At 62.2% G+C, this 17,991-nt stretch carries 21 protein-coding genes and 1 pseudogene; 3 read left to right on the forward strand and 19 right to left on the reverse strand.

Annotated elements, in window-relative coordinates:
• Positions 1–59: 59 nt before the first annotated feature.
• A complete protein-coding gene (rpsT, locus tag ACZ41T_RS14165) occupies positions 60–326 on the forward strand; it encodes a 30S ribosomal protein S20 (RefSeq protein ID WP_464922011.1) in 267 nt (88 codons plus the stop codon).
• A gap of 17 nt (positions 327–343) precedes the next feature.
• On the opposite strand, the gene ACZ41T_RS14170 is transcribed toward rpsT, so the two are convergent.
• From ACZ41T_RS14170 to pdhA, 4 genes are all read right to left on the reverse strand, one after another.
• The gene (locus ACZ41T_RS14170; protein WP_464922012.1) at positions 344–697 is read right to left on the reverse strand and encodes a hypothetical protein; all 354 of its coding nucleotides are present in this window, start codon (positions 695–697) and stop codon (positions 344–346) included.
• 3 nt (positions 698–700) lie between these two features.
• A complete protein-coding gene (locus tag ACZ41T_RS14175) occupies positions 701–3,721 on the reverse strand; it encodes an FAD-dependent oxidoreductase (RefSeq protein WP_464922013.1) in 3,021 nt (1,006 codons plus the stop codon).
• 145 nt (positions 3,722–3,866) lie between these two features.
• Entirely contained in the window at positions 3,867–4,850 is a 984-nt protein-coding gene (locus ACZ41T_RS14180; RefSeq protein WP_464922014.1) for an alpha-ketoacid dehydrogenase subunit beta, read from the reverse strand.
• Positions 4,851–4,868: 18 nt separating this feature from the next.
• Positions 4,869–5,870 carry a pyruvate dehydrogenase (acetyl-transferring) E1 component subunit alpha gene (gene pdhA, locus ACZ41T_RS14185; protein WP_464922015.1) on the reverse strand — a complete coding sequence of 334 codons (1,002 nt, stop codon included), beginning with the start codon at positions 5,868–5,870 and terminating at the stop codon, positions 4,869–4,871.
• A 112-nt stretch (positions 5,871–5,982) separates the two neighbouring features.
• Here pdhA and ACZ41T_RS14190 point away from each other — a divergent pair, with 112 nt between their 5' ends.
• Together ACZ41T_RS14190 and ACZ41T_RS14195 are read left to right on the forward strand one after the other, a co-directional pair.
• Positions 5,983–7,461, forward strand: a complete 1,479-nt coding sequence (locus tag ACZ41T_RS14190) for a M17 family metallopeptidase (protein ID WP_464922016.1) — start codon at positions 5,983–5,985, stop codon at positions 7,459–7,461.
• Between the two features lie 12 nt (positions 7,462–7,473).
• Positions 7,474–8,133 (forward strand): RluA family pseudouridine synthase, encoded by a 660-nt coding sequence (locus tag ACZ41T_RS14195; protein WP_464922017.1) that lies wholly within the window; start codon positions 7,474–7,476, stop codon positions 8,131–8,133.
• Positions 8,134–8,239: 106 nt separating this feature from the next.
• Here ACZ41T_RS14195 and ACZ41T_RS14200 read toward each other — a convergent pair whose 3' ends face one another.
• The 15 genes and pseudogenes from ACZ41T_RS14200 to ACZ41T_RS14270 all read right to left on the reverse strand — a co-directional run bounded on the left by ACZ41T_RS14200 (position 8,240) and on the right by ACZ41T_RS14270 (position 17,990).
• Entirely contained in the window at positions 8,240–8,722 is a 483-nt protein-coding gene (locus ACZ41T_RS14200) for a hypothetical protein (RefSeq protein ID WP_464922018.1), read from the reverse strand.
• 126 nt (positions 8,723–8,848) lie between these two features.
• Positions 8,849–9,310, reverse strand: coding sequence for a hypothetical protein (locus tag ACZ41T_RS14205; protein WP_464922019.1), 462 nt, complete (start codon positions 9,308–9,310; stop codon positions 8,849–8,851).
• Between the two features lie 84 nt (positions 9,311–9,394).
• Positions 9,395–9,709 carry a thiosulfate oxidation carrier complex protein SoxZ gene (gene soxZ, locus ACZ41T_RS14210; RefSeq protein WP_464922020.1) on the reverse strand — a complete coding sequence of 105 codons (315 nt, stop codon included), beginning with the start codon at positions 9,707–9,709 and terminating at the stop codon, positions 9,395–9,397.
• Between the two features lie 34 nt (positions 9,710–9,743).
• Positions 9,744–10,223: a thiosulfate oxidation carrier protein SoxY gene (gene soxY / locus ACZ41T_RS14215; protein WP_464922021.1), complete on the reverse strand. Its 480-nt coding sequence runs from the start codon at positions 10,221–10,223 to the stop codon at positions 9,744–9,746.
• 31 nt (positions 10,224–10,254) lie between these two features.
• Positions 10,255–11,187 (reverse strand): sulfur oxidation c-type cytochrome SoxA, encoded by a 933-nt coding sequence (soxA, locus tag ACZ41T_RS14220; RefSeq protein WP_464922022.1) that lies wholly within the window; start codon positions 11,185–11,187, stop codon positions 10,255–10,257.
• 12 nt (positions 11,188–11,199) lie between these two features.
• Positions 11,200–11,694, reverse strand: a complete 495-nt coding sequence (soxX, locus tag ACZ41T_RS14225) for a sulfur oxidation c-type cytochrome SoxX (protein WP_464922023.1) — start codon at positions 11,692–11,694, stop codon at positions 11,200–11,202.
• A gap of 32 nt (positions 11,695–11,726) precedes the next feature.
• The gene (locus tag ACZ41T_RS14230) at positions 11,727–13,223 is read right to left on the reverse strand and encodes a hypothetical protein (RefSeq protein WP_464922024.1); all 1,497 of its coding nucleotides are present in this window, start codon (positions 13,221–13,223) and stop codon (positions 11,727–11,729) included.
• Between the two features lie 24 nt (positions 13,224–13,247).
• The gene (locus ACZ41T_RS14235) at positions 13,248–13,391 is read right to left on the reverse strand and encodes a hypothetical protein (protein ID WP_464922025.1); all 144 of its coding nucleotides are present in this window, start codon (positions 13,389–13,391) and stop codon (positions 13,248–13,250) included.
• 97 nt (positions 13,392–13,488) lie between these two features.
• Positions 13,489–13,698 (reverse strand): hypothetical protein, encoded by a 210-nt coding sequence (locus ACZ41T_RS14240; protein ID WP_464922026.1) that lies wholly within the window; start codon positions 13,696–13,698, stop codon positions 13,489–13,491.
• A 243-nt stretch (positions 13,699–13,941) separates the two neighbouring features.
• A complete protein-coding gene (locus ACZ41T_RS14245; protein WP_464923988.1) occupies positions 13,942–15,045 on the reverse strand; it encodes an IS1380 family transposase in 1,104 nt (367 codons plus the stop codon).
• Positions 15,045–15,284, reverse strand: a pseudogene (locus tag ACZ41T_RS14250) (IS3-like element ISAzo10 family transposase); the annotation flags it as partial. The pseudogene ACZ41T_RS14250 and the gene ACZ41T_RS14245, both read right to left, overlap by 1 nt.
• Before the next feature lie 25 nt (positions 15,285–15,309).
• Positions 15,310–15,783, reverse strand: coding sequence for a periplasmic heavy metal sensor (locus tag ACZ41T_RS14255; RefSeq protein WP_464922027.1), 474 nt, complete (start codon positions 15,781–15,783; stop codon positions 15,310–15,312).
• Positions 15,780–16,220, reverse strand: a complete 441-nt coding sequence (locus tag ACZ41T_RS14260) for an anti-sigma factor family protein (RefSeq protein ID WP_464922028.1) — start codon at positions 16,218–16,220, stop codon at positions 15,780–15,782. Before ACZ41T_RS14260 ends, ACZ41T_RS14255 begins: the two co-directional genes overlap by 4 nt.
• 41 nt (positions 16,221–16,261) lie before the next feature.
• A complete protein-coding gene (locus ACZ41T_RS14265) occupies positions 16,262–16,834 on the reverse strand; it encodes an RNA polymerase sigma factor (RefSeq protein WP_464922029.1) in 573 nt (190 codons plus the stop codon).
• Between the two features lie 439 nt (positions 16,835–17,273).
• On the reverse strand, positions 17,274–17,990 hold the full coding sequence (locus ACZ41T_RS14270) for an ABC transporter ATP-binding protein (protein WP_464922030.1): 717 nt from the start codon (positions 17,988–17,990) through the stop codon (positions 17,274–17,276).
• Position 17,991: the final 1 nt, after the last annotated feature.

Below are 17,991 nucleotides of genomic sequence, written 5' to 3' on the forward strand. Positions count from 1 at the left end.
AGGGCGCTTAGAGACCCAATGCCCCGCCTCCGGCTGGGCTTATCAGGAGCAGAAAAGTTATGGCGAACTCCGCCCAGGCGCGCAAGCGCGCACGTCAAGCCAGCGCACGGCACGACACAAACATGAGCCAGCGCTCGGAATTCCGTACCGCGATCAAGAAAGTGCGCAAGGCAATCGCAGCCGGTGACAAGGCCGCTGCGCAGCAGGTTTTTCAGGCTTCCATGAGCCTGATCGACAGCATCGCCGACAAGAAAATTGTCCACAAGAACAAGGCATCACGCCACAAGAGCCGCTTGTCCATGGCGGTCAAAAGCATGGCGGCCTGAGCACCCGCCACTCCGCGCTACCTGGTCAGCGCAGTGCAATAAAAAACGCCGCGATCGCGGCGTTTTTTATTGGCTTTCACCGTTTTTATTGGTGTCGGCCAGCCCTGTAGGCGGTAGCCCGCAAAGGTGGCACGACAGGACCCTGGCGAGAATTTACTCTTTGCGCCTTGCGGCGCATCGCGGCTGAAGCCGCTCCTGGTGTTGCGAACCGGAAATAGCGGAACAAATGAAACAGATGAATTTTTTCGCCAGGCCAGGCGCAGACCCGCAGCCGTATGGGGTATACGGCAAGGGGCTGCAACGACGCATGGCGGAAAAAGACAATGACAAGGGCCGCTTTCGCGGCCCTTGTCATTGGTGGTGCGGTGCAAGGTTTATTTATTCGCGGTCCGCCGCAAGCGATTCAACAAGCGCCGCGCCAGTTCGCCGAACAGCTCGGTCTGCGTCGGATGCGGGAAGATCGCCCTGGCGACCTGGGTCAGGGTCATCTCGCCCGCCACCATCGTCACGCCGGTGCCGATCAGGGTGTCGGTGTGGTCGGCGAGGAAGTGCACGCCGATGATGCGGCCGCTGGCCTTGTCGGCCACGAGCTTGATCATGCCTTCGGTCTCGCCGGTGATCATCGCCTTGGCGTCGATGCTCATCGGCATCTTGGCCTCGACCGCGTCGATGCCCTTGGCCTTGGCCTGCGCGACGGAGAGACCGACGAAGCCGGCCTGCGGGCGCGAGAAGGTGACGGCGCAGTCGCGGTCCTGGTCGTACTCGCCGCCATGGCCGAGCAGGTTGGACGCGGCGACGCGGCCCTGCGTGGCGGCGGTGTGGGCGAGCATGTAACCGCCGATGACGTCGCCGGCCGCGTAGATATGCGGGGCGCTGGTCTGGCAGCGGGCGTCGACCTTGATCGCCGCGCCGTCGAGCGCGACGCCGGCCTTGTCGAGGCCAAGCCTGCTGGTGTCGGGACGCTTGCCGGTGGCCATCAGGACGACGTCGCAGTCGAACACGGACTCGACGCCTTCCTTGTTTGCGTAGCGCAGCTTCATCTTGCCCGGCTTGCCGCTCGCTTCCTTGATGTCGGCGCTGGTGACGACGGTGATTTCCTTTTCCAGCGATGCGACCAGAACCTTGCCGATCTCCTCCTCGATTTCGGCGAGGATGCGCTCGTGGCGTTCCAGCATCAGCACTTCGGTGCCGAAGTCGCGGAAGATCTGCGCCATTTCCACGCCGATGACGCCGCCGCCGACGATGCCGAGTTTTTTCGGCGGGCTGGCGAGGTTCCAGATGGTGTCGGAGGTGAGCACGCCGCCGGTCGCCAGGTTCTCGCGCGCGCCGGGAATCGGCGGCACGAAGGCGGGTGCGCCGGTGGCGATGACCGCGGCGCCGAAACTGATAGTGTAGGGCTCGCCCTCGACCGGGGTGATTTTCAGTGTGTGGGCGTCGACGAATTCGCCGTAGCCTTCGCGCACGTCGATCTTCATGCCCTTGTCTGCCTTCAGCGCCATCTCGCCGCGGCTCGACTGCACCCAGCGGCGATGTTTTTCGACCTGTTCCCAGTTGAGCTTGGGTGTATTGGTGCCGTCGACGCCCATGTCGGCGTCGTGCGCGCGGTTGCGGATGACGTCCGCCGCGGCGCGCCAGGCCTTGGACGGGATGCAGCCGCGCCACAGGCATTCGCCGCCGGGGAAGGGCTCGTTGTTGATCATCATCACACGGACACCGTGATCGGCCAGGTCGCGTGCGCAGTCCTCGCCGCCGGGGCCGCCGCCGACGACGACCACGGGGAAGTCCCAATTGCCCTCGGGGATGGGCGAAACGGGCACGCTCGTGGTCGCGGCTGCGCCGGCGACGGTTTCAGCCGCCGTTCCCTGACCCCTGACCCCTGACCCTTGAATCCAGCCTTCCGGCGCCTCGATGGTCTGCTTCAGCGTGGCGAGATACAGCGCCACGTCGGCACCGTTCAGCACGCGGTGGTCGCCGGTGATGGTAAAGGGCGTGCCCTGCGATCCGTTGGCGGCAATCGCCAGGATCGCGGCGATGCCGGGGGTGGGGATCGCGGTGAAATGCGACACACCCAGCATGCCCATGTTGGAAATGGTGAAGCTTGGGTTGGAATACTCGGCCGGCGCCAGTTTGCGAACCCGAGCGCGCTCGACCAGTTCCGTCCAGTCGCTTTGCAGCGCCTCCAGCGGCTTCTTCTCGATGCCGTGCAGGATCGGCACCACCAGGCCGCCATCGTTCGACATCACGGCGACGCCGAAGTCGTGATTGTCGCGCTCGACCAGCTTGTCGACCGGCTGGTAGGCCCAGTTCATGCGCGGGAATTTCGCCATCGCCACCGAGCAGGCCTTGGCGATCGCCACCGTCACCGAGATCTTTTTCGCCTTGGCGGCGGCGGTCAGCGCGGCGGTGTCGATGTTCATCGTGACGTTGAAGGTCGGCAGCGTCAGCGAGGCGGTCATCGCGTGGGAGACGGCCTTTTCCATCGAGGTCATTTTGCGACCCTGGCCCGGCACGTCGACCTGCGGCAGCGAGTGCGCGACTTCCTGCATCGACGGCCGCGCACGCGCCACGTCGGCGGCGACGATGACACCGGCCGGCCCGGTGCCGGCAAGGCCGGTGAGGTTGACGCCCAACTGCGCCGCAACCTTGCGCGCATAGGGGCTGGCCTGGCGGCCCGACGGGCGGCCGACCGGCGGCAGGGTGCCTTCGGCGGATACCTGTACGGGCGCGGCCTTGGGCATGGGAATGTGCGCCGGCCGGTCGACCGCAGGCGGTGCGACCTTGTGCGTGTCCTTGACCTTGTGATCGGCGCTGATGGTGACGCCGGTGTCGTTGGCCTTGGCTGCGTCGTCGACGATGAAGGCCATCGGGTGGCCGACCTCGATCACGCTGCCGACGTCGGCGATCGGGCCGGAGAGGAAGCCGTCCTGGAATACCTCGACATCCATGATCGCCTTGTCGGTCTCGACCGTGGCGACGATGTCGCCGCGCTTGATGACGTCACCCGGCTGTTTTTCCCAAGTGACGACGATCCCTTCGGTCATGGTGTCCGACAGTTGAGGCATCACTACCGGCGTACCGGCGTGGTGCGGAATCATTTCGGTCTGTGCTTGTTCTTCCACCACTTCGTCTGCGGCGATCGCCACGTCGCCCGCGGTGTCGGTGATGTAGCCAAGCGCAGCGCCAACGGCGATGGTCGCGCCGACATCAGCCAGCGGCCCGGCCAGATAACCGGCCTTGAACACTTCGACGTCCATGATGGCCTTGTCGGTTTCGACCGTGGCGACGATATCGCCGCGCTCGACGCGGTCGCCGGCCTGCTTTTCCCAGGTGACGACCACGCCCTCGGTCATGGTGTCCGAGAGCTGCGGCATCGTAATTGCGTAGTGTTGGGACATGTTTGTTTCCTGCTAGTGAAGGAGGGAATTAAAGTGAAGGGGGAAGGGAGAAGGGGGATACCTACCCGGCGCTGCGCGCCACCCTCCCGGCCGGGAGGGTTTTACCCTTCTCCCTTTACCCTTCTCCCTTCCCACCCATTGATCTTTAAGCCTTTCCGAACAGCTTCAGCACCGCCCTCACCACGTCTTCATGATCCGGGATCGCCGCTTTTTCCAGCGTGTGGTTGTAGGGCTGCGGCACCAGCGCGGAGTGGACGCGTACCGGCGCTGCATCCAGTTCGAAGAAGCATTCCTCGTTGATGATGGCGATGACTTCGGAGCCGACGCCGACCGGTGCTTCGTCTTCTTCGGCAATGACGGCGCGGTGGGTCTTGGTCACCGACGCCCTGATCCCGGCGCGATCCAGCGGCGACAGCGAATACATGTCGACGACTTCAGCCGAAATACCGTACTGCTTGTCGAGGATTTCGGCAGCCTTGAGGCACCAGTGCACCGAGATGTTATAGCCGAACAGGGTGACGTCGGTGCCGGCGCGGGCGATATCCGAACCTTCCAGCGGATGGAAGTATTCGCCGTCCGGCACTTCGCCCTTCATGTTGTACATCAGTTCGTGTTCGTTGATGAACACCGGATCGTCGCAGCGGATCGCCGACTTCAGCAGACCATAGGCCTGCCTGGGGCTGGACGGCGTCACCACGCGCAGGCCGGCGATGCCCATGAACACCTTCTCCATGCGCGCCGAGTGCTGCGCGCCGAGCTGGTGCGCAGAACCGCCGGGGGAGCGGAACACGCACGGCGCTTGCAGCTGGCCGCCCGACATGTAGCGGACCTTGGCGGCGGAGTTGAACATCTGGTCCATCGCCAGCCAGGCAAAGTTGACCGACATGATTTCGACGATCGGGCGCACGCCGAGGAAGGACGCGCCGATCGCAAGGCCGGTGAAGCCGCCTTCGGAAATCGGCGTGTCCATCACGCGCAGCGGGCCGTATTTTTCGTACAGGCCCTTGGTGGCCTTGTAGGTGCCGCCGGCCACGCCGATGTCTTCGCCCATACAGATGACCAGGGGGTCACGCGACATTTCTTCGTCGTGGGCGCGTTGGATCGCTTCCCAGTACATGATGTTTGCCATGCTGTCTTTCCTTAAACCTTAAGCGGCCTTGCCCGTGAGCCAGGGCAATTGGGTTTCGCGGTCGGCGAAAACGTATTTTTCGAGATCCTCGACGCGCGGTTCGGGCGATTCCTCGGAGAACTTGATCACTTCGTTCTCGATGTAGGCGTCGGTTTCCTTTTCCAGCGCCTCGTAGTCGGCCATGGTCATCGCGCCCGCCGTAATCAGGCGGTCGCGCAGCATGAGGATGGGATCGCGCTGCTTCCACGTTTCTTCCTCTTCGCGCGAGCGGTAGCCGCGCGCGTCGGACATCGAGTGGCCGCGATAGCGGTAGGTCATCAGTTCGAGGAAAAAGGGACCGTTGCCCGCGCGCACGTGTTCGACCGCCTTGCGCGCGTGCTCGTACACGATGTCGATGTCCTGGCCGTCGCATTCGTCGGCCGGGATGTTGTAGGCGGCAACGCGCTTGTGCTGGTGAATCACGGCGGTGGAGCGCTCGATCGAGGTGCCGATGCCGTACAGGTTGTTTTCGCACACGAACAGCACCGGCAGCTTCCACAGCGCCGCCATGTTCATGGTTTCGTGGAACACGCCCTGGTTGTTGGCGGCGTCGCCGAGGAAACAGATGGCGATTTCGTCGCCGCCCTTCAGCTGGATCGCCTTGGCGATGCCGGCCGCCAGCGGGAAGGGGCCGCCGACCAGCGCGTAGCCGCCCATGAAGCGGTGCGCCGCGTCGAAGATGTGCATCGAACCGCCGCGCCCCTTGCTTGATCCGGTTTCCTTGCCGTACAGCTCGGCCATCACTTCCTTCGGGTCGGCGCCGCACTTGATCGCGTGGACGTGGTCGCGGTAGCCGGTGATCACGTAGTCGTGGCCGGGGCGCGCGGCTTCCATCACGCCGTTGCAGCAGGCTTCCTGGCCGGGATAGAGGTGCAGAAAACCGCCGATCTTGCGTTCGATATAGGCCTGATAGCAGCGCTCTTCGAAACGGCGGTGCAGCACCATTTCGCGCAGCACGCGTTTCTTGTCTTCAATCTTCATTCGGTTACCCTTGGTGGACAGGCTTGGAAAAAGCGCCGGAAAAATTCAAACGCGCAATTATCCGGCAAACCCCGCCAACCATCAAGAAAAACGCCATTTACAAGGAACCGCCATGCTGCCTAAACTCACTGAAAACAAACAGGAAATCACCGCAAAATCGCTCGAAACAGCGGGCCATGCGCTGCTGCTGCTGCCGGTGACAAAGTCCTTGCCAGAGGTGCCGGGCAGCGTTGAACTCAAGGCCGCGATGAAGCGACGCGATCTCAAGATCGACACGCTGGCCAAGTCGCCGGTGGCGGTGCAGCTGCCCGGCGGCACCCTCGCTGTTTACGCGATGCTCAAGGCCGACGCCAGCACCTTCGAGACCCACGAGCTGGTACGCAAGGCCTTGGCCTTGTTGATGGCAGAGCATCCCAAGACACTCACGCTGGCCGTGTTCGGCGAAGCAGAATTCGCGGCGCGTGCGGCGGAGGCCGCCGTCTACACCGCGCTGGTCAACGCCGTGCCGCTGCCGTCGCGCAAGTCCAAAACCGATCCGGTACTCAAATCCGTGCAGCTTTTTGGCCACAAGTCCGCCGATGGTTTCGCCCGCGCGCAGGCGCTGGCCGAAGGCAACGTGCTCACCCGCAGTCTCACCGTGCAGGGACCGGACGAACTCACCCCTGGCGTATACCGCAAGCGCATCAAGGCGCTGGCCAAACAGTACGACTGGACGGTCGAGGAATTCGCTTTCGACAAGCTGAAGAAAATGGGCGCCGGCGCCTTCTGCGCGGTGGCGCAGGGTTCGCCGGAGAAGGATGCGGCGATCGTGCGCGTCAGCTACAAGGGGCCTAAAAAGGGGTCAGGAGTCAGGGGTCAGGGGTCAGGGAAGACCGTGGCGTTCGTCGGCAAGGGCATCTGCTTCGACACCGGCGGCCACAACCTCAAGCCGGCCAAGTACATGCAGGGCATGCACGAGGACATGAACGGCTCGGCGGTGGTGCTGGGCATTCTCGCGGCGGCGTCGAAGCTCAAGCTTCCGGTCGCGCTGGAAGGCTGGGTCGCGCTCGCGGAGAACCACATCAGCCCGCAGGCCTACCGGCAGAACGAAGTGATCACGGCCTTGAACGGCACCACCATCGAAGTCGTCCACACCGACGCCGAAGGCCGCATGGTGCTGGCCGACACGCTCACGCTGGCGGCCAGGGGCAAGCCCGATCTCATCGCCGACTTCGCCACGCTGACCGGCTCCATGCACCACGCGCTCGGCAGCCGCATGTCCGGCGTCTTCGCCAGTTCCAGCGCGCTGGCGCACCAGGCCTCGCGCGCCGGGACAACAAGCGGCGAGCGCATCGTCGTCTTCCCCTATCCCGAGGACTACGACAGCAGCCTCGATTCGACGGTCGCCGACGTCAAGCAGTGCAGCATGGAAGGCGAGGCCGACCACATCCTCGCCACCCGCTTCCTGTCGCGCTTCGTCGGCGACACGCCGTGGCTGCACATGGACCTGTCGGGCCACAGCTGCAAGGGCGGCCTGGGCGCGGTGATGAGCGATGCCAACGGTTTTGGCGTGGCATGGGGAATGGCGTTACTCGATGGCTTGCAGGCGTAAGGCACTTCATCCATGGCAGAGACGCCGAATCCAGCCAGCCTCGCCATCGAGCCGCTCTACGCCGACGACACACTGCTGGTATTCGACAAGCCCAGCGGCCTGCTGGCGGTGCCGGGGCGCGGCGCCGACAAGCAGGATTGCCTGAGTGTGCGGGTGCAGGCTCGCTATCCCGACGCCCTGATCGTGCACCGGCTCGACATGGCCACCTCGGGGCTGATGGTGATGGCGCGCGGCGCGGCGGCGCAGCGCGAACTCTCCAGGGCATTCGCCGCGCGCACGGTGAAGAAGCGCTACATCGCGGTGGTGGCCGGCCGGCTGGAAGCGCCGCCGGAAGGCTGGGGCATCATCGACCTGCCTATCATCGTCGACTGGCCCAACCGGCCGTTACGGATCGTCGATCGCATCCACGGCAAGCCGAGCCTCACCCGCTGGCGCGTGCTGGGGTACGAGGAAACCTGCACCCGGGTCGAACTCGAACCCATTACCGGCCGTTCGCATCAGTTGCGCGTCCACCTGCGCGAGTTGGGACACCCGATCCTGGGGGATGCCCTCTACGCGCCGCCGGATGTGCAAGCCATGGCCGGGCGCCTGCTGCTGCATGCCTGCGCGCTGGGCTTCGTGCATCCGGTGACGGGGAAGGGGCTTGCGTTTGAGAGGCGTGCACCGTTTTGATCGGCGGCCCGATTCTGGCGAGGCTCGCCAGGTAGCGCAGGTTGCGGCAATTCGTCAACGCCCGTTTTGCCGCAACCCGGCAGGATAGATAAGGTTTGGAGAGGGTTTAATGAGGCAGCTCGATGGTCTGCCAGCCTGGGTGGTTGAAATACTTGCCGTAGGTATTGAGGGTGCGGGAAATTTCCACCACCCCCATGGCGCGATCCTGGCCGGGCTGTTTCCCCTGCATCGCTTCGACACCGTTGGCCAGGTCGCCGATGACGATATGGAGTTGCGCATCGGCCTTGGGATCGAGCTTGCAGTTCTCCACGACAAATGCGATCTGCGCGTTGACATCGTTTGCCAGGGCATCGTACCCGGCAGGCGTGAGCTTGCCGGCGTGGGCGGCCGGCAGCGCTTTTTCAGCAAGGGTGTGGATCGATCCCATGCCATGGCGTAACGCATCGTCGGTGCCCCATTTCTTGCCGGCATTGAGTTCGATTGAGGGCGGGGCACTGGCGCCATGATCGTGGTGGCTATGGTCGGCGGCCTGCACCATCAGGGGAAAAGCCAGCATGGCGGCGGACAGCGAAAGCAGGATGGATTTCATGATTTATATTCCGTTGGAGGTTGGGTTTAGGTGCCTCTGCGGAGGCGCCCGATTCTAACCCGGCAATTGCCGGGCCTCTTACGAACGTAGCGAAAATAGAAAAGTTCCATTTCCGAAAGGGAAACCTTACCGCTTCAGGGACGGGAAGGGCTCGGTCGCGACCTGGTAGATGCCGTGGCAGGCATTGCATGTCTGCAGCAGGTTGCCCATCTGCCTCATGGTATGCATGGGGTCGCCCAGGCTTTCCGCATCCAGGGCAATCACGTCGAACGTGGTGTGCACGGTGCTGGCGAGCATCTGGAAGGTCTCCGGCAGTTTTGCCACGGTCTCGGGCGGGATTTGATTGGCGGCCCCGCTGCCCATGCTTCGTGCCGCCTCCGCCACCATTTTCATATCCTCTCTAATCACCGAGTCTGTTATGGTCTGCACGACTTGGAGGAAGGTGCGCATCTCGAGCAGCACTAAATGGCGCTCGTGCGGTTCCAGCACCAGTTTGAGCCGATCGTCTTTGCCAACATCCGACGCTGCTGCTGCCGTGGTCAGGCTTATCGCCAGGCCAAGCCATGCCGCCTTGAAATTTAGTTTCATGAATTGCTCCAAAATCAATAATTGTTCGATACCTGCATGGCGCCCGCATGGTTCTTGTGCATGCGGGCCCGCCGGGAGACACGCTCAGCCGACCGTGGCCTCCGCACTATTCTTTTCGCCCTTGTTGTCCTCCCACTTCACCGTCACCTTGTCGCCGGATTTGGCGCCTTTCACCTTCAGCCCCAGGAAGGGGTCTTTGGAGATGGCCGGGCCCCATTGGGCGGCCATGACCGTCTTGTCGTTCAGGCCGACGCTAACGTGCTGGATGTAATGGGCGAGTATCATCTGCCCGGTTCGCGGGTCTTTGCGCTGCCCGGTCTCCATGATGTGGCTCATCAGAATCTTGATATTCAGCAAGTCGCCGGAGAGTTGTGCGCGGACTTTCATTGGTTCTGCCATTTTCTATTCCTTTCCTTGTTTAAAATTTCGGTTCTCAGCCGCCGCAGCCGCCGATGGTGACCTTGATTTCCCTGGCCGCGTTGTAGTACTTGCCGCCCGCCTTGACCACCACGCGCACGCTGGAAGTCTGGCCCATCTTGATGCGGGTGGAGACATAACCCTGTGCGCCCTCGGCGAACTCGAACACCGCCAGCAGCGGCAGGGGGTTTTTCTCTGCCAGGATGGAAATGGACTGGGTGTCGGCAATCTGGCTGGTCACCTCGACGGGAATCATGGAGCCGTTTTCGGCAATGTCGGGAGCCTTGATCAGAATTTCCTTGCTGTCGGTCACGCCCGCCGCCCCCAGGCCTTTGAGGGCGTCGGCGATGCTCTTCGACTCGAAGGCGGCCTTGTTCCATTGCGCAGCAAGTGCACGACCTGGCACAAGCAGCCCGGCGGATGCGGCAAAGGCAACAACGCTGGCGGCGCATCCGCCCTTCAGCAAGGTCCTGCGTAGTACATTCAGTTCATTCATGTCGTTCTCCGGGTGAAGTTGCAGTAAACGGTCACCGTGTCGAGGGCACGGAAACCGGGTAGTCGTTGGAAAGCACGGTGTAAAACACCTCCAGGTCCGTGTAAGCCGGATCGCCGGGCGGCAGAGCTTTGGTTCGGGCCTGCATGTTGCAGCGCATGAAGCGCTGCTGCAGCGATTCGATATCCCCCAGGGCCAAGCGGTAAGTGGGGAAGTGGGCCGCATCCCCAAACGGGGAGGTCGGCACCTGGCCGCGGAAGCGTTGGCCCAGGAGGCCCGACGCAGTGTGGCAGGCGGCACAGGAGAAGTTGTACTGGCCGACCTTGGCGTAGAACAGTTTTTCGCCACGCTGGTAGGCCGCCATGATTTCGGCGGATCCCGTATCCACCTTGATCGGCGTATAGGCAGAAAGGGACTTGAAGTAAAGGGAGATCTGGTTGTTTGCCGGCGAACCTTGCTTGAAATTCTCCCACAGGGCGGTCTTGGCGCAGTGCTCCACCCGGCTCTCGACGGTCATGATTTTCTTGAGCTTTGGGTCGTACTTGGGATAGGTTGCTGCCAGGCCCTTGAGGTCGGCCTTGCCCTCGCCGAGGCAGGTGCGGAATGACGGCTCTCGCTTGGCCCAGAACTTGAACAGCTTCTCCCCCTTGTCCAGCGCCAGGTAGCCCGGGTGCATGTCGTCGCTGCGGTCCAAATCCATGAATTTCCAGTTGAGCTTCCACTCGTGTTCCGGGTTGCCGACCCACTGCATGTTCTGCTCAAGTGATTTTTCGTCCTGCCAGTACTGCAGGGTGGCACCGAAGTCGGCATCACCACCGCCGGCGACGCCCCTGGCGGGGTCTATTGCAACGCGCGGGTAGGTTTCACGGTATATGTCTGCGTCGGCAGCCTGTGCGTTGGCTGCCACGGCATACAGTACCGCCAGGCTTAGCGTGCGCAGGGAAAAGAAATGATGATTTCCAGTCATAACAGGCTCCTTTTACTTCGAGGACTGCAAAAAGGCGATCACGTCGCGTAGTTCCTGGTCGTTCAGGATCTGGTTGATCCCGGCCGGCGGCATGACGGTGTCCGGATTGCGCCAGCGCATGTCGTAGACCAGGGCGTAAGTTTCCTCGTCGCTTCTGCCCCAAGTGCCGTAGGAACTCAGGTCAGGCCCCTTGGAACCTGGCTGTTCCGCGCCCTGCATCAGATGGCAGGCGACACAGTTACCCTTGCTGCGCTCGTTGGCTAGCGCCTTGCCACGGGCCGGATCGCCGTTGAGAGAACCGGCAAGCGCCTGCTTGACCGGCTTGCGATTCGGAATCTGGCCGCAAGCCAGGGTGGTGCTCAGGCAGGGCCAGTCCGAAAAGTCCGCCTTGCCCCCAGGTCCGGCCGCCTGCTGAACCGGCTTGCCTGACTGGGCGGCGCACCCGGCGAGCGCGGCGACCAGGAGCAGTGGAACCAAGGTTCGGCCTTTTCCAGAAATCGATCTCATCAATATTTCTCCTTTTGTGTATTGGGCCAGCGCTAGAAACTGTGCGTCAGCCTGAGGCCCACGCGGTCGCCCACCGAACCGGTGATCTCGTTCGCGTTGATGGTGGCGCTTGGGTTGACGGTGCCGTCAAGGTTGAGCGCCGGGTTCGGGGCTTCGGCCTTGCGGAACTCGTAGTTGAAGGTGAGCCGGGTCTTGGGAGCGAAGTAGTAGTTCACCCCGAGCGTCGTGTACGTCAGGACACGCTCGTCGCCGCTGGTCCAGTAGGGCGTCGAGTCGTCCGTCTCGTACAGCAGGTTGTCACGTGAGTAGCGGACGTCGAACTGCCAGCGTTTGTTCAGGTAGTAGCCGTAGTCGAGCGTGAGGCCCTTGGCCTTGTTGCCTTCCTCAGCTGCGAACTGGACCAGGCCGCCGTAGGCGGCGTCCGCCATGTTGGCGGTGGGGGTGTAGTTGATCATCCCCTCGGCGAACATCAGCTCGAACGCCAGGCGGTGCTTGCCGCGATCCTCGCCGAACAGGTGGCCGATCGCCTTCGCCCCGATGCCGTAGCGGATCCGGTCGAAGTCCTGGCTCTCGGTGCCGCTGGCGTCGATGACGAAATTGCGCACCCCCTGCTGGTGGTAGCCGTACAGTTTCACCCCGTGCTTCAGCGGGCCCTTGCCGCCGGGCAGGTCGTACTCGGAGGAGAGATAGAGGTTGAGGTCCTTCTCGCTGTTGTTGTCGCCACGATGGATGCCGTTGCCGTTGGCGAACATCACCGAATAGGTGTGGGTCCATTTGTCGCGCTTGAAGGCGTCGAAGAACTGCACCCCCCAGTCGCGCCCCACGTCCACGTCGTATCCCCATCTGGACACATTGCCGGTAATCGGCCCCACGCCGCTGGCTGTGGTTGGGTTCACCAACGTGCCTTGGTAGCCGTAACCCTGGCCAGGAATTGCGACGGTGCCCTTGGCGTTGCCGTCGATGAAGCGCTCGATCTGCACACGCTGCACGAAGTCGGTGAGAAAGATGTAGTCGGTAGCCTCAAGCCCCTGATATATTTCCTCGGGGCCGGGCTTTTGCTGCAGGCCCGCCCGTACCCGCACGCCCGGGATGTAGTGAAAGGAGACGCTGGCCCCGACCAGGCTCGCCAGGTAGTCGCGCTCAGTCTTGTAGGGGTGATAGTTGGCGGAGTTCTGCCCGGCATTGGCGGCGACAAAATAATTGATGCGGCCCGGGATCAGGTTTCCCCGCGCGCCCAGCATCAGGTTCTGCAGAGCAAGGCCGGATTCGTCGTCCCTCAATTCCGGCCCCTGCCGGCAGTTGTTTACCACGCCGCCGTTGTTGACCTTTGCGCCGCCCTGCAGATTGTCCGGTTCCGTGCAGTCAAAGTTGTTTTCGTAGGTGATCTGCACCGCACCGAGCAAGCGGTGCGTGCTGGTGGCGGGTTCGGTCCCGTACGCCATCACCCAGTTGGTGGCGTGGCTTGCCCCGGCGGATGAAAGTCCGGCTGCAGCAAAGGCTGTGGCGATTAGTTTTCTATTGACATGCATTGTGTTCTCCTCCTCGTTATGTCTTTATGTCTTTACTTCGGTGAACAAACCTTGATGCGGGCTGCCGGCTTCTTCTGATTCGGCGCTGGCAGCTTTGAAGACAATTCGCTCTTCGCAAACGTAAACGAGCGAGTGGAGGAAATGTTCCGGATTTTTGTGAGGCTTCATAAAACCCGCCTGCTCAGCGGGGATGAAGTGGTGTGGGAATCCTGAGGAAAGGCTGCACGCGCGGGCGATGGCTGCGGTGGGGCGTGCTGTCCGGCCGCTATGCGTTCATTTCGGGCGAAGGCGCTTCCCGGTTGCGGGACGAGGCAACAAAGCGGCGTTCGCGATTTGAAGAGTCGAAGCGGAAATTCGGCTGGGCGAGGAAATGTTTTGACGGTTTCGCCGCGCCCGTTCTATTGCCCAAGAAAGCAGCGGTGAGATATGCGGCGGTTATCTCGGGATGCGGGCCGGGCATGGCATCGATTGCCATGCCGATAACAAGTTCCTGAATCCGTGACCGCCCTTAAACCGCATCGCCCCGCAATCTGCCATCGCCTCGAGAATGACATTTTGAGCGAGATTGAGCCTGGGGTTTGATTTGAGCATGCCAACTCGAGCAGAATTGGAACAAAATCGTGCCGCCGAAATCGGCGTGGGGACCGCTCCCACGTCGTCTGGGCGAGCCTGCGCCTGCCTGACGGCATTGCTACGTCCCATCGAAACAACGCGGGGCTTAGTCGGAGAACTGGAGCAGCGCCTGATGATGCCGCTCGAACACAGCAAAGGCCGCGCAGCATTCCCCCAGCCCCAAGGTGAGGCGGCGAGCATGCTGAATTACCCGCGCGGCAATGCCGATGATCTCCTGCATCACCGTTCGGATGCGGCGCCGCTTGGCGGGGTGGCGCACCGGACTGTCCGGGCTGATCAAGGTAGCCTGGCCGATGGCGCGCAGGATGTTGAAGGCCAGTACTGCCAGAGACAGCACCAGATCGTTGGTCGCGAACTTGCCCGAAGGCAGCCGCTCCAGGTCCAGATCGGTCTTGAACTCGGAATGGAACTGCTCGTGGGTGCCGTGCCCCTGGTACAGCTTGACGATGTCCGCCACCGGCAAGTCCAGACTGGTCAGCCAGCCCTCGATCGCGATATCGGGCATCAGCAGGGCCTGGCCGTGGCGGTCGATGGTGCGCTCGATCAGATGCATCACCCGGCGCATGGAAACGGATATGCCGCCATGCTCGCGCGTGATGGCTTCCACCATGAAGGTCTTGCGCTTGCCCTCGCGCGGCTGTGTCCAGGCGGTGGCAGGGTCGGCGGCAGGGTCGGCGGCAGGGTCGGCGGCAGGGTCGGCGGCAGGGTCGGCGGCCAAACGTTGATGCAGGGCGTCTGTATCGTAGCCGCGCGGGTTCCACTTCACCAGCCAGTCCAGCGATCCCGATGCACGGGCCTCGGCCATCGCCACGAAGATGGCGGCACCATCGAAACCCGAGTCCGCCCGCACCAGGAGCGGCAGACTCGACACCGCGCGGGCACGCGGCAGCAATCGTTTGAGGAAATCCGGGGTTTCGCTGGCCGAGTGCTGGGTGCCCGGACGTAATTCCAGACCCAGGCAGTAGCCTTCCTCAGCCAGGTAGCCGGCAATCGGCGCGTAGCCGTCGAAGCCCATGTAGGTGCGGCCCACGCCTTCCTTGGCGGTGCCACTGTTGTCGAGCGTGAAGACATCGAAGTCCAGGGCCAGGTGGCCGGTGGACAAGGGCGTGAAGGCGGGTTTGGCGCGGCGCAGCAGCCGTTCGTTGGCCTCATCCAGTGCGGTGAGCGCGCTATCTCCCGAATTCGCCAGCGTATCCATGCGCTTTTGCCGGCTTCGTCCATCGCCGCCGCGGTGATGACCGCTTCGAGTCGGGCGCTCGCAGTCCAGGCCCGCCCTCGGACGGACCTGGACTGCGCATCCTCACGCCACCGTTACAATGTCTGCACCGATACCCCAATCTCTTTCGCCGCCAAGCCAACATTGGCGCTCTCCGGCGGCAACAACCGCGCCACCACTCTGCTCCTGAATGCTTCTCCGTACCGAGCCATCTTTCATCCTTATCGCCCCCAAGTCCTAGATCATATCGAGGCGACAACTATTCTGACGCGGGGGGTTCTGCTGGATCAGGAGTCCGGCCAGGGCCTCCCGCTGTGTCGCATCGAGTATGCGCTGCTCCTCTATCAACTGCGCAATGATATGGCGCTGCTGTTTTTCCTGGAGGCTTGAAATGGCTGCGCGATCGGCCTCGATTGCTGCAAGGTCGGGTTGCTGCGAGAAGATCTGGCGGATCATGCGTTCGCGGTGAATGCGAACGTCCTCCCAGTCGACCTCCATTTCCCACAGGAATTTTTCTTCCCTTTCCCGCCAGTGCTGACGCTGTTCCGTATTGAGATTGAGATATTTCGCCAGATGGTCATGCTTGTCGTCGGCATGCTGCCCGGGCCACTCGCCGCTTTGCCATGCCCGATAACCTACTGCGCCCAGCCCCCCCACGTTAAGAAGCAGGGAAAATACCAGCAGCGTATTAAGCCAATGACGCTTCATCATATTTTTTCCTTCGGAAAGCATTCCGCGAACCCGATACATAGGCCGCCCGGCGGGATGGGGTCGAACATGGCCAAGGTCGGAGCAACCGGCTCGGCATCGTGCGGGCTGGTCAGGCTGGCGCCCAAAAACACGCCCAGCGAAATCGTGGCCGCGGCCGTGAAGGAAACGGGCAGCAGCTGCCACAAGTTTAGGCGCGGCCACCTTGTCGCAGAGGCTCTGCGCCCCGCCGCTGCCAGCACCCCCGGCGCCAGATCGAAGCCAACTTCCTGCTGAGGCATGGCCTGGAAGCATCCCCGGAGACAGCGCAAATCCTGCAGCATTTCCTTGCAGGCAAAACAGCCGCCCAGATGCATCTCGAATTTCAGACGAGACTTCCCGTCCAGCTCGTCGTCGAGGTAGGCGGATAACGCCTCGCTTTTTTTACAGTACTTGTTCATGATCGCTGCTTTCCGATTCGCCAAAGTTTCATCCGATTACCTTAGACCTTGTTCTTGCAGACTTCCAGCAGAGCCTGCCTTGCTCGCGCAATACGGGACTTGACCGTGCCTTCGCGCAGCCCCAGCACATCGCCTATTTCGGCGTACGACATTCCTTCCAGTTCCCGCAACAGGAGCACCTGTCGATAGTCCGCCTGAAGCCGCGACAGCGCCGCCTCGAGGATACGGTAGCGCTGGGCCGAGTGCAGTTCCTCTTCCGGCCCGGCGGCAGGGTCGGGGAAATCCATGTGCTCCTCGATCGGTACGTACTTGACCACCTTCTTGCGTCGCAATCTGTCCGTGGCTGCGTTGCTGGCGATACGAAACAGCCAGGTTGAGAAGGCGGCGTCCGGCCGCCAGCCGGGTAGCGAGCGAAAAGCCTTGAGCATCGTGTCCTGAGTCAACTCCAGGGCCTCTTCGCGGCAACCCGTCATGTGCAGGAGGAAACGGAAGACACGATTCTGGTGGCGCTGCACCAGTTCGGCGAACGCAGCCTGTTCACCGCTGAGGAACAGTGCGACGCATTCGTGATCCGGCAACTGCCGCCAGCTGCCGCATGCCTCACTATTGTCCATCCGGCACTCTGCTCATCGATGTCCTGTTCCTTGCTGCAGCCATACCCACTACCCTGGTTGATTCCATCAAGCGGGCCCCGGATTACTGGCCGGCGATCATTTCCATGAAACATATAACGAAGTCGGCGGAAGAAAGTTCCAAAAAAGAAATATATCCCTGTGCGCTTTATTCCAATTTAATAGGATGTGGAGAGGATATGGACTCTTGAGCTGCAAAATCGACAAAATCCATCCTCGGTCAGCCGGATTTTCGTTTCGACTCTTCAAGTCCGACACGCTGCTAGCAGCCGGCAATTGCCGGGTCTCTTACGAGAGTAGCGAAACTAGAAAAGTTTCATTTTCAACGATCCGCGTAATTCGGTGACTGTGACAAAGACCGTCTGACGGCACGCGCCGTCCATGCTGATTTGCTGCTTCAAGGCGCCTTTCTTGGCCCGTATCAATGCGGCGGCGCCAGCGCACCGACCGCTTCGGCATCGGTGCGCGTCAGGCGGCCATCTTCCATGTGGTAGAGGGTATCGAAGCCGGCGATCATGCGCACATCGTGCGTCACTGCGATGATGGCCGAGTTTTTCTCGCGCGCCACACGCTTGAGCAGTTCCATGACCTTCATCCCGCGCCCGGTGTCGAGCGAGGCGGTCGGCTCGTCGGCAAAAATGAGCGGTGGCTCGTTGGCGAGCGCCCGCCCGATTGCCACGCGCTGCTGCTCGCCGCCGGAGAGGTTGGCAGGCATGTAGTCGGCACGGTGGGAGATTTCGAGATAGTCGAGCAGTTCGCGGGCGCGTTTACGAGCCTCGCGTTTGCCAACGCCGTCCAGTTGCATCGCCAGTGCGACGTTGTCCAGCGCCGAGAGGAACGGGATCAGGTTGTGCGCCTGGAAGATGAAACCGACATTCTCGCGCCGGAAGCGGCGCTCGTCGATGCTGATCCGGCCATCGCGGTAGACGTTCTTGCCATTGATCTCGATCGCGCCGGCGGTGGGTTCAAGAATCAGGCTGATGCACAGCAATAGCGTGGTTTTTCCGGAGCCGCTGGGGCCCAGCAATGCAACCAGTTCACCGGCCTGGACATCGAGATTGACATTATCAAGCGCGGTCACCGCCAACTCGCCGTTGCCGAACACCTTACTGAGCCCCCGCACGCTGAGTACCGCCATG

This window comes from Thiobacillus thiophilus (assembly GCF_055378705.1).

Excerpts from the sequence above, each read along its gene's own strand:
- soxZ (WP_464922020.1), bottom strand. The coding sequence starts at position 9,709 with ATGGCAGAACCAATGAAAGTCCGCGCACAACTCTCCGGCGACTTGCTG.
- pdhA (WP_464922015.1), bottom strand. The coding sequence starts at position 5,870 with ATGAAGATTGAAGACAAGAAACGCGTGCTGCGCGAAATGGTGCTGCAC.
- ACZ41T_RS14205 (WP_464922019.1), bottom strand. The coding sequence starts at position 9,310 with ATGAAACTAAATTTCAAGGCGGCATGGCTTGGCCTGGCGATAAGCCTG.
- ACZ41T_RS14190 (WP_464922016.1), top strand. The coding sequence starts at position 5,983 with ATGCTGCCTAAACTCACTGAAAACAAACAGGAAATCACCGCAAAATCG.
- ACZ41T_RS14260 (WP_464922028.1), bottom strand. The coding sequence starts at position 16,220 with ATGAACAAGTACTGTAAAAAAAGCGAGGCGTTATCCGCCTACCTCGAC.
- ACZ41T_RS14175 (WP_464922013.1), bottom strand. The coding sequence starts at position 3,721 with ATGTCCCAACACTACGCAATTACGATGCCGCAGCTCTCGGACACCATG.
- soxA (WP_464922022.1), bottom strand. The coding sequence starts at position 11,187 with ATGACTGGAAATCATCATTTCTTTTCCCTGCGCACGCTAAGCCTGGCG.
- soxY (WP_464922021.1), bottom strand. The coding sequence starts at position 10,223 with ATGAATGAACTGAATGTACTACGCAGGACCTTGCTGAAGGGCGGATGC.
- soxX (WP_464922023.1), bottom strand. The coding sequence starts at position 11,694 with ATGAGATCGATTTCTGGAAAAGGCCGAACCTTGGTTCCACTGCTCCTG.
- ACZ41T_RS14230 (WP_464922024.1), bottom strand. The coding sequence starts at position 13,223 with ATGCATGTCAATAGAAAACTAATCGCCACAGCCTTTGCTGCAGCCGGA.
- ACZ41T_RS14235 (WP_464922025.1), bottom strand. The coding sequence starts at position 13,391 with ATGAAGCCTCACAAAAATCCGGAACATTTCCTCCACTCGCTCGTTTAC.
- ACZ41T_RS14265 (WP_464922029.1), bottom strand. The coding sequence starts at position 16,834 with ATGGACAATAGTGAGGCATGCGGCAGCTGGCGGCAGTTGCCGGATCAC.
- ACZ41T_RS14200 (WP_464922018.1), bottom strand. The coding sequence starts at position 8,722 with ATGAAATCCATCCTGCTTTCGCTGTCCGCCGCCATGCTGGCTTTTCCC.
- ACZ41T_RS14195 (WP_464922017.1), top strand. The coding sequence starts at position 7,474 with ATGGCAGAGACGCCGAATCCAGCCAGCCTCGCCATCGAGCCGCTCTAC.
- ACZ41T_RS14180 (WP_464922014.1), bottom strand. The coding sequence starts at position 4,850 with ATGGCAAACATCATGTACTGGGAAGCGATCCAACGCGCCCACGACGAA.
- ACZ41T_RS14255 (WP_464922027.1), bottom strand. The coding sequence starts at position 15,783 with ATGATGAAGCGTCATTGGCTTAATACGCTGCTGGTATTTTCCCTGCTT.
- rpsT (WP_464922011.1), top strand. The coding sequence starts at position 60 with ATGGCGAACTCCGCCCAGGCGCGCAAGCGCGCACGTCAAGCCAGCGCA.
- ACZ41T_RS14240 (WP_464922026.1), bottom strand. The coding sequence starts at position 13,698 with ATGGCAATCGATGCCATGCCCGGCCCGCATCCCGAGATAACCGCCGCA.
- ACZ41T_RS14270 (WP_464922030.1), bottom strand. The coding sequence starts at position 17,990 with ATGGCGGTACTCAGCGTGCGGGGGCTCAGTAAGGTGTTCGGCAACGGC.